Here is an 8,595-nt window from a genome sequence, read left to right on the forward strand (position 1 = left end):
CCTGACTACTGCGTCGAGTCCGTCAGCGTCCTGGCGGACGGACAACGCCAGATTATTGTCGAAACCGACCAGCCTCCGGGCTGCACGACGTGTGGTGTCGTTGCGGCACGGCGGAAGGAACGGCGCTCAGCGGACCCGTGACATCCCTGTCGCCGTCCAGGTCCTGTGGTCCAAATCCCGCTGGTATTGCGATGAACCGGTCTGCGCCCGGCTCTCGTTCTCTGAATCCACGACCCAGATCCCTCGCGGCGCACGGTTCACCGGAAGGCTCCGGGGCCACGTAGTTGATGTGGTTGTCCGGTCCGCCGGGCAGTGTCCGAGACCGCCGCCGCGTTCGCTGTGTCCTGGTGGTTAGTCCGTGCAGCGCTGACCGAAGCCTGCTTCCTGACGCTGTTCGAGGTGGATGAGCTGAGTCCGCGGCTGCTGGGGATCGATGAGCACCGGTTCCGGTCCGTGCGGTATTTCCGTGATGCTGAGTCCAGCTAGTGGATCCGGCACGAACCGTGGATGACCACCATCTTGAATCTGGACAGAGGCCAGGTCCTGGGCGTCGTGGACGGCAGGGACCACAAGAGCGTCGGCGACTGGCTCTTCGCCCGACCGCTCCAGTGGCGGCTCGGCGTGCAGGTCGTCGCGATCGACCTGTCCGCGGCGTTCCGGATGTGGCTTCCCCGGATCGCTGTCGCGGTTGATCACTTCCATCTGGTCTCCCTCGCCAATCAGGTGGTGACCGAGGCGCGGCAGAACCTCTCCCAACAGGTCAAGGGCCGCCGCGGCCGGAGTATCGACATGGCCTGGGCGCACCGGATGCTGCTCGTGCGCGCCGGCGAGACGCTCCCCGACACTGCAGCCCACCGGCTCGAAGCGGTCTTCGACGCCGATGACGCCACCGGCAAGGTGCAGGCAGTATGGAAGGTCAAGGAACAGCTGCGGATCCTGCTGCGCACCATCTCCCTGGTCGAGGCCGCCGCAGCGAAAGACGAACTCCGGTCCTCGTTGCGGCGGCAGGACGGCCCGAGACGAACAAGCTCTACCGCACGGAGTGCCGCTGGTGGAAGGAGATTGAGGTAATCATCGTCATCGGCGCCAAAACCGGCAAGGTCGAGGCGAATAACACGGGAATCAAGCACATCAAACGAACCGCCCGCGGCTACCGGAACTCCGGCAACTACAAATCGATTATCCTCATGAGAAGTGCCGTCCGGACGGCGGCATGACACTCACCCGGGAAACACTTTCTCCACCAACCGCCAAGAGCCGGTACAGGTGCGCCGACCTGGCCGGAGCCGACACCTGGATCGATGCCGCCGGGATGCCTCCCTCCAACACTTGTAACGCCCAAGTAACGGCATCTACGCAGACTGGGGGTGGCTGACGACACATGCTGTCCATGCCAGGCTTGGGCCGGCAAGCAGCCGAACAAAGAATTGTTCCATTTTCGGGAGAACCGAGTCGGCAGGCTCACGTACTGCCGGGCCGGATGAAGCCCTGCTTCAGGAAGGGAGGCCGGTGATGGCTGGCGAGGATACTCCCCAAGAGGCTGACCAGGCGAAGGCAAGGTACGAGGTCATTGTCCGTGCCGGTGCCGGGGCCGGGGCTGCGGAAAGGATGGACATGCGCCGGGTGGCGGACATGGACCTGGACCGTGTGCCCGATCCGGAGGGAGGGGTCCGGCTGCTGGTCGACAYGGATGAGGCGGCCCGTCTCGTCGGGAGCGGATTCGAAGTCACAATCGTCCAGGCCGCACCCGCAGGTCCRCTGGACCCCTCGCTGATCATGGACGACGACGCCGCGGCCGCCTGGCTCGAGGAACGCCTTGGCGGCACGGAGCAGGAGGGAGAGGTCTGATGTACCGCACGGTTTCCCAACTCGATACCACCGGCAGCACCCTCGCGGCGACCCATCCGCAGCTCTGCACGCAATTCACGCTGCCCGAGTCCTCGGTCCAGGGCCGGCCGGTCCGTGCCCTGCGGCTCCGTGCCGGCGGCGGGGACAACCGCCGGTGCGTGTTGCTGGTGGGCGGCACGCACGCGCGCGAACTGATGAACCCGGACCTGCTCATCGAACTGGCCGTCGACCTCGTGGCCAGCTACCGGACAGGAAGCGACGTGGTCCTCGGCGGCCGGATCTGGCCGGCCGCCGATGTCAAACTGATCCTGGAGACTCTTGATGTGTACCTGCTGCCCTGCGTGAACCCGGACGGCCGCCACTTCGTGATGACCGTCGATAGCCTGTGGCGCAAGAACCGGCGCGACAACCCGGGGACCCCCTGTGACGGGGTGGACCTGAACCGCAATGCGGACCTCCTCTGGGGCGTCACAGAAGGGCAGACCTCCTGCGACCCGTGCTCGGAGGTCTATTGCGGACCGTCCGTGTTTTCGGAGCCCGAGACCCGCAACGTCCAGCACCTGCTCGATTCCCGCGGCATCGATTGCTTCGCCGACGTGCATTCCTATTCCGAATTAGTGCTCCACCCCTGGGGACACGCACCGACCCAGACGACGGACCCAACGAAGGGGTTCACCACCCTGCCGACGACTGCCTGCCAGCCAATCACGGACCCGAGTTACGCCGAGTACATGACGCCGCGGGACCTGACGCGCTTCGAAAGCGTCGGAGACCGCATTGTTCAGGCCATCGCCGACGTGCGCGGCCGACAATACACCAGGGAATCCGGGCTCGGCTTGTATCCCACCACGGGGACGCTGAGCGACTATGCCTACGCACGCCACATTGCCGACGGTGCGCAGCACAAGACCTACGGCTTCACCCTCGAGGCCGGCCCCTGGCAGGGCAGCGTGGCCGAATCCTTCCACCCTGCCAATCCCGAACCGGTCAAGCGGGAGGTCGAGTCGGGTCTGCTGGAACTGCTCCAGCAGTCCATCTGCGCCATCGAGCTGATCGGCTCGAAGCTGCTAGACCGCGACACGGAGGTCGTTGCGCTGCGCCGGGCCAGGGACGAACTCGGCGGCACCGAGCAAGGACGGAGCTGGATCGCACTGTTTGAACAGCTCCAGGCACCGCTGATCAGCCTCGTGCTGGAGGATCCCGAGCTGGCCGGGCGTGCCGCGCGCCTCGTGACCGCTGCCGGGGCGCAGGTGACCGACAATGGTGCCATCCTGGCCCCGGAGACAGCCGGCGAGGCCAATGAATTCCTTCACGCCCTGGCCGAGCGCGGCCCCGCAGAGCTGCGGCCCGACCTGCAAGCCGTGCGGGACCGGTTGGGCGCTTTTGCCGGGCTTTCCACCTCAGAGATCGTGCACGAGCTCATGGAGCGAGGACCCACAGACGCCTCGGTCCCGGGCGACGGCAATAGGGGCAGTCTTGGAGGGAATGGCCCTGTCGAGCAGGGTGATTTCCAGGGCGACCGTCTTTCTCAGGTAACCGTTCCACCGGAGCTTGAAGACGATGAGCACCGCAAGCGGTGGGRCTTGGGCGAAACACCGGAGGACCGAGGGCCCTACATGGTGGAGCTGAACGTGCAGCACATGAATGGCCTCGCCGGGGCGGCGACCGCGTTCGTGAACCTGTTCAAGAATGCCCTCGTGCCGGAGGGTGAGAGCGCGGCTGGCCCGCCTTGGCATCTGGTGAAGATCTCGAAGACATATTTCCGGTGCGAAATGAAGCTCGACGAGTGGAAGAAGCTGATCGCCGCGGACGAGGAAGTCGCCGTCGAGCGAGCCCACAGAGAGGCCGGCCAGGGCGCGAACCAAGGGATGGATGATTTCACCTATCGGTCCGTCTACAGGCTCTGGCCGGATTTCCCCGTTCAGGCGAGTATCACGAGGTCGCTCTCCACGATTAAAGCCGACGCGGCCCTGCGTTCATTCGATGCGACCGGCGAGAATATCACATGGGCCGTGATCGATTCCGGCATTGACGCCAGCCACTGGCAGTTCGGGTCGGATAGCGACCACGCGCTCTGTGACCCTCGGGTGCGTAACCTTCACCGGTGTTTCACACCCGTAAACGGTCAGCAGTTAGACGATCCCGACGAGGAAGCCGTGGACGGTCCGCCCCTTACCGAGGAGCAGCGGCAGCGCCGGCTGCAGGAGCACCGCACGCACGCGCTGCAGGATCCGCTCGGGCACGGCACCCACGTCGCCGGGATTATCGCCGGTCGAGCGCCCGGAGACGTCGAGATCGTAGTGCTGGAGAGGCGACAGAACATCGCTTCCGGCGATGAGGATGAGAATCGGCCCAAACTCAGAACCAGCACACGGCAGCGGGTTATCCAGAGCGACCGTGAGCGCCAGCGTTTCCACGGCGTCGCGCCCGAATGCAGGCTTGTCAGCTTGCGTGCGCTGGACGAGAACGGTGCAGGCAGATCGAGTAACATCGTCCGGGCCTTGGAATACATCCGGGAACGGCTGAATGACAACCCCAAGCTTCTGCGCGTGCAGGGGGTGAACCTGAGCGTCGGCTACGAGTTCGACGCCGAGATGTTCGCCTGCGGTCAGAGCCCGCTCTGCACGGAGGTCAACCGGCTGGTGCGGGCGGGGGTGGTCGTGGTCACCGCGGCGGGTAACACCGGCTACTCAAGCCTAAGTGCAGGTACCAGGATCACCCGGGTGGGGCTGTCGAATACCATCAACGATCCGGGAAACGCCGAGGACGCCATCACAGTGGGCTCGACCCACCGGGAGGCACCGCACACGTTCGGAATTTCCTACTTTTCCTCGAAGGGGCCGACCGGGGACGGCAGGCTCAAACCCGACTTGGTCGCGCCGGGAGAGCGCATCATCTCCTGTGCCGCAGGTTCCGGGCTAAGCAAGGCGTGGGGGATGCTGGAGCCCGCGCCGGCCACGGGCGGGGACAGCACCTCAGCGGCACCGGGTGCCTCGTGGGGACAGGGCACGCCCAACGGCGATGCCCCCGCAGCCGCTGAAGACACCGGACCGAAGGGGCGACAGAAACGGGCCTACTACGTCGAAGATAGCGGTACCAGCATGGCGGCTCCGCATGTGTCGGGCGCGATTGCTGCGTTCCTCTCCATCCGGCGGGAGTTCATCGGTCGCCCGCTCGAGGTGAAGAAGACGTTTCTCAGCGCCGCGACCCCGCTTGGGCGGGAGCGGTACTTCGAGGGCCATGGCCTGGTCGACCTCATGAGGGCAATTCAGTCAATATAGGAGGGCTTCGTATGATCGTCGGACAGTTTGATGTCGAGTTCCGCAGGGACGGCTCGGTCTTCGACCAAGAACAGGCAGCGTCACTGCTCTCCGGGCTCCGTGACGCCTCGGACCTGCTGGTGCTGTCCCACGGTTGGAATAACGACAAGGCGGACGCAGAAAAGTTGTACGACGCTTTCCTGGCAAATCTCGCCCAGTTGCAGGAGCGCGCGGCGGACGGTGCTGCGCCTAAGCTGGCTGTCCTGCGAGTGTTCTGGCCGAGCAAGAAGTTCACCGACGCCGACCTCATCCCCGGTGGCGGCGTCGCCTCAGCAAATGCCGAGAACGACCGGGCGTTGCTGCGCGCACTTTCAGCCCTCAAGCACGATCCCGACCGCCTCGGCGAGGCCGGCGAAGACTCGGCCCGAGCCGGAAACATCGACCAAGCGACCGCCCTGATCGACCAACTGGAGACGTCCGAGAGCGCGAGGCGCGAGTTCGTCCTGAGGATTCGCAGCGTACTGAACCCCGATGAGGCGCACGAAGACGACGGTTCCTATGAATTCTTCGACCGGGATCCCGAGGAGTTGTTCGACGCGTTCTCGGTCGGGGTGCCGGTGGACCTGCCGGTCGGCGAAGGCGGGGTCGCGGCTGTGTCGGACGGCGGTGCGGCGTTCTTGGGGGACTTGCTGTCCGGGACCAAGGCCGCGGCGCGGCGCATCACGAACTTCGGCACGTACTACCAGATGAAGGCCAGGGCGGCCACAGTGGGCAGGACTGGTTTGGCTTCGTTGCTCCTGCGGGTACGGGAGAGGTATCCGCAACTGCCCGTGCATCTGGTCGGCCACAGCTTCGGCGGCCGGCTCGTGACGGCGGCTGCCTCAATGATCGAGCCAGGAGATGCTCCCGTAACCATGACCCTGCTGCAGGCCGCCTACTCCCACAACGGCCTGGGCCGGAAGTTTGATGGCCGAAACGACGGGGCGTTCCGCCGAATCCTGGACCGTACCCTCATCTCGGGGCCCGTCGTCATCACGCACACGAAGAACGACCTGGCCGTCGGCATCGCCTACCCGCTCGCCTCGCGCATCGCGCGCGACAACTCCACGGGACTCGGTGACCAGGACGATCCCTACGGCGGCATGGGCCGGAACGGCGCGCAACACACCCCGGAAGTGAGCTTGGACGAGACCGAACTCCGTGCGGTCGCCGTCGGACCAGGCTACAGTTTCCGGCCGGGCAACGTGTACAACCTCAACGCGGATAAATTCATCACCGAACACAATGACGTCACTGGTCGTCCCGTGGTTAATGCAGTTCTCGCCGCTATGGGAACCCGCTGAAGGTTTGGAATGGCGGTTTTGCTGCAACTGACGCAGGGATCCCGGCGATGTCGGGGCTTGAGAGCCCGGCACCGCCATTTGGTACTGATGAAAACCCGCCAAACCAAGCTGAAAGTGACAGCCCAGCGTCCTTGACGGTTCGTCCACGCCAGAGCTGGGTTGAGTCTGACAATGGTGCAGGCAGTCCTCGGCAACGCTTGACCAGCAGGCCCGCCTAGCGTTGGTCAGAAGTTAGCCGCATCACACAGCTTGGTGGCGCAGCCACAGAGGGGGCAATATGTCCACAAATACAGTCGCCAGTGAAGAGAACTTGTACTACGGCATCGGCGCTTGGCGACTCTGGGAAGAGAAGGCGCCCACTAGCCTCCGGTCGCAGAAGCTGCCGCCTGGCGAACTCATCCCGATCGAGACGTATGAGGTCACAACTTTTCGCGAACTGGTGAGAATCGTTGCGTTCCTGAACGTCATGAACAAGAAGCACCATCTCCTCTTCCGCGGTCAGACAGAGGACTTCCCGCTCCGGCCGACACTTCTCCGAGACACCTGGAATGTCCCGTGGCGCGAAGGTGAGAAGGTTGATCTTCGCGACGATCGGCAGTACTACTGGGACGCGTTGGACGTGATGTCCAGCCGCATCGGGGCTGTCCTTCGTGACAAGTTGCCTCGGCATCGACCGTTCGACCGTTTTCGCGACCGAGATGCCTATCGGCTGGCTCCTTGGGCGGTCATCCAACACTACGAATTATGGCCCACTCCTGTGCTTGACTTCACGGGCTCGCTCCGAGTGGCTGCCTCCTTCGCTCTCGGGACCGAGGAGGCCAAGCCGGAGGGCTATCTCTACGTCACGGCGATGCCACCATTCATCTCAGACCTCGACGACGTTCCTGAGGATGAGTCCGTTGGCCCCGTCGCGGTCCGGCTTAGCGCAGTGTGTCCGCCTTCCGCGCCGCGGCCGCATCTACAAGATGGATTCCTCGTGGGCGAACCGCATTTCAACGACCAAGCTCTCCAGGCCGAGTCCTCGCCGGGGGTCGTGGTTGCCAAGTTCCTGCTACTCAATGACTCCGCGACCGCCGACGGCCAGGGGTTCTGGGACAACGATTTTCCGCCCCACACGCAAGAATCCTTGTTGCCAAGCTTGGGTGATGTGGTCCTGGCTGCCTTCCATGAAGCGTTCGAGTACCGGCTTGAAGCAGGCAGGGTGGTGCTAGTCGAGCGGTGAAGTGCCGCAGCCGAGTGCTGCTACCCAGGGGCCGTCTCCTGACCCGTAGCCGAACGCTGGCGGACCCTGATCTAAGTTGCCATGGGGATTTCGGACAGCGGAATTGGTGGATTCTTCTACGTTGCCAAGGCTGGCTGTTGATATCCATGGCGGTCTTCGTTGGGCCGCCGGCATCCGAGCGCGGAGTGACGGCGCCGGCTGCTGTAGAACCCTTCGATGTAGCGAACGACGTCGCTCCGGGCTCGTTTTTCAGGGCGGAGAAATAGGATCCGGCCATGCTGTTGTCCCAGAGCATACCGGTGCGTCCCATCGCCCAGGCCGGCCATCAGGGCCCTGAATTCGGTCGCGGTATAGACGCTGCCCCCGATCGGAGAGCCAGATCGCGAGCGGCTCGATCGGGGTCGTAGCGGCTGCGTTCCTGTGCGCATCTGCGACGAGTTCGGTGCGCATGTGATCGGCGATGGACCAGCCGACGACCTTCTTCGAGTAACAGTCGACGACGGTGACGAGGTAGATGAATCCTTGCCAGGTGTGGATGTAGGTGATGTCGCCGACGAACTTCACCACTGCGGTCAAAATCATCCGCATAGATCCTCACCGACCTGCTCCGACTGCTTCAGGCGGGGTGGAAGTACCGCCGGTCCCGATCACGCCTGGGCGACTGGCCGACCCGGCCGTCGACGTTCACGAAGGTGTAGAGAGCCAGGCGCCTGGTGCGATGCATCACGAGACTGAAGCGGTGGTAGTTCAGCACGGTTCGTTCTCGAAGGTAACTGCATCTTCAGAGAAGTATATGGTGTGGACGTCGAACCGGAAGGCACCGATGCGCCACTGAGTTCGGTGATGCGTTCGGCTGGTTTAAGGCGTCGTGTCAGGCCTATTTTGACGACGCCTTCTCCGAAATGCTCCGCGGTTGGAGATC

6 protein-coding genes and 3 pseudogenes are annotated in these 8,595 nt (G+C 64.0%); 7 read left to right on the forward strand and 2 right to left on the reverse strand.

The window, feature by feature from the left end:
• Nucleotides 1-312 precede the first annotated feature (312 nt).
• From AC1D1W_RS18830 to AC1D1W_RS18860, 7 genes and pseudogenes are all read left to right on the forward strand, one after another.
• Nucleotides 313-486, forward strand: a complete 174-nt coding sequence (locus AC1D1W_RS18830) for a hypothetical protein (protein WP_243178781.1) — start codon at nucleotides 313-315, stop codon at nucleotides 484-486.
• A gap of 21 nt (nucleotides 487-507) precedes the next feature.
• Nucleotides 508-927: pseudogene (locus AC1D1W_RS18835) on the forward strand (ISL3 family transposase); the annotation flags it as partial.
• Entirely contained in the window at nucleotides 909-1,217 is a 309-nt protein-coding gene (locus tag AC1D1W_RS18840; RefSeq protein WP_243178779.1) for a transposase, read from the forward strand. The pseudogene AC1D1W_RS18835 and the gene AC1D1W_RS18840, both read left to right, overlap by 19 nt.
• Nucleotides 1,218-1,512: 295 nt before the next feature.
• On the forward strand, nucleotides 1,513-1,848 hold the full coding sequence (locus AC1D1W_RS18845; protein WP_476944482.1) for a hypothetical protein: 336 nt from the start codon (nucleotides 1,513-1,515) through the stop codon (nucleotides 1,846-1,848).
• Nucleotides 1,848-5,129: a M14 family zinc carboxypeptidase gene (locus AC1D1W_RS18850; protein WP_476944483.1), complete on the forward strand. Its 3,282-nt coding sequence runs from the start codon at nucleotides 1,848-1,850 to the stop codon at nucleotides 5,127-5,129. Before AC1D1W_RS18845 ends, AC1D1W_RS18850 begins: the two co-directional genes overlap by 1 nt.
• An 11-nt stretch (nucleotides 5,130-5,140) precedes the next feature.
• Nucleotides 5,141-6,451, forward strand: coding sequence for an alpha/beta fold hydrolase (locus tag AC1D1W_RS18855; RefSeq protein WP_243178766.1), 1,311 nt, complete (start codon nucleotides 5,141-5,143; stop codon nucleotides 6,449-6,451).
• A 277-nt stretch (nucleotides 6,452-6,728) separates the two neighbouring features.
• A complete protein-coding gene (locus AC1D1W_RS18860; RefSeq protein ID WP_243178764.1) occupies nucleotides 6,729-7,673 on the forward strand; it encodes an FRG domain-containing protein in 945 nt (314 codons plus the stop codon).
• A 116-nt stretch (nucleotides 7,674-7,789) separates the two neighbouring features.
• Here the strand turns inward: AC1D1W_RS18860 and AC1D1W_RS18865 are convergent.
• Nucleotides 7,790-8,237, reverse strand: a pseudogene (locus AC1D1W_RS18865) (DDE-type integrase/transposase/recombinase); the annotation flags it as partial.
• Nucleotides 8,238-8,429: 192 nt separating this feature from the next.
• Nucleotides 8,430-8,595, reverse strand: a pseudogene (locus AC1D1W_RS18870) (GIY-YIG nuclease family protein); the annotation flags it as partial.

It is taken from the genome of Arthrobacter sp. P1_B4 (genome assembly GCF_056406555.1).